The 943-nt window shown below is 42.8% G+C and carries 1 protein-coding gene and 1 pseudogene; one reads left to right on the top strand and one right to left on the bottom strand.

Going from position 1 to position 943, the window contains the following annotated elements:
• Nucleotides 1-159, bottom strand: a pseudogene (locus tag B4F08_RS16400) (alpha-ketoglutarate-dependent dioxygenase AlkB); the annotation flags it as partial.
• A gap of 128 nt (nt 160-287) precedes the next feature.
• On the opposite strand from B4F08_RS16400, the gene B4F08_RS16395 reads away from it, so the two are divergent.
• A partial coding sequence (locus B4F08_RS16395; protein ID WP_291375390.1) for an ABC transporter transmembrane domain-containing protein occupies nt 288-943 on the top strand: 656 nt, incomplete at its 3' end.

Below are 943 nucleotides of genomic sequence, written 5' to 3'. Positions count from 1 at the left end.
TAACACGACCTCGTCAGGTTGCCATGCCAAATGCGCTAAAAAATAATCCAAATATTTCGCACTTTGCTCCGCAGTTAAAATCAAGCCCAAATCCTGCACCTGCCCATCACATGGGAGCAAGTTTTCTTGCGGTTCAGGACTAAACAGATCTAAGGTCATGACTTTTCCTCCTCTGCAAACAGTTTAACTGAATTTAGAACGACACAAATCAAAACAAAGTCACAGCTTGTCGCCTAGCCTCCTTATGCATACACTCATCTGAACTTTCACAATAAAAAGAAGCATGTATGAACCTTTGGCAGTTGTTTCAAAAGCTTCGCCCCTTTGTCCACCCCTATCGGATATTGGTGATTGCGACCTTGATCCTGACGCTCATTGGTTCCTTCACCGCGCAGGTCAATGCCCTGACTTTGCAATATGCCGTCGACAGTATCAACCGTCTAGTTGAACAAGGCCAAGGACTGACCGAAGGCCTACACATTTTGATCACTATTTCTGTGATTTTACTCAGCAAAGAAATCATCAGTGCCTTGGTGCAGTTTGGTCAAAAATTTTATGGGGAAAAACTGCGCATTCTGGTATCACAAGACTTGGCGCAAAGTATTATTGAAAAATTCCTGAACTATCGTTTGACCTTTTTTAATGCCGATCAGAACCAAGCAGGTAAGCTACAAACGCGAATTGACCGTGGCATTGGTTCGCTCACCCGTCTCATACAAATCTTTTTTATTGATATTTTACCGCTCTTTAGCAGTGCGATTGTGGCACTGGGACTGATGTACTATGCCAATATTTATGTCGGTTTAGTAGCAACCAGTATTATTCCGATTTACTTTTGGCTGACCTTTCAACAGGCAAAAAAACTAGGAGGATGGCGGCGTAAACTGCGTGATGGTCGTGAAAAAAAGAGCCAAAGCATTCTCAGTATTATCCAGTCGATTAG

Source organism: Acinetobacter sp. UBA6720, from assembly GCF_002454215.1.
Classification (GTDB): Bacteria; Pseudomonadota; Gammaproteobacteria; order Pseudomonadales; family Moraxellaceae; genus Acinetobacter.
Note: the sequence above shows the minus strand (reverse complement) of the source record. Positions and strands in the feature narration are given on the sequence as shown.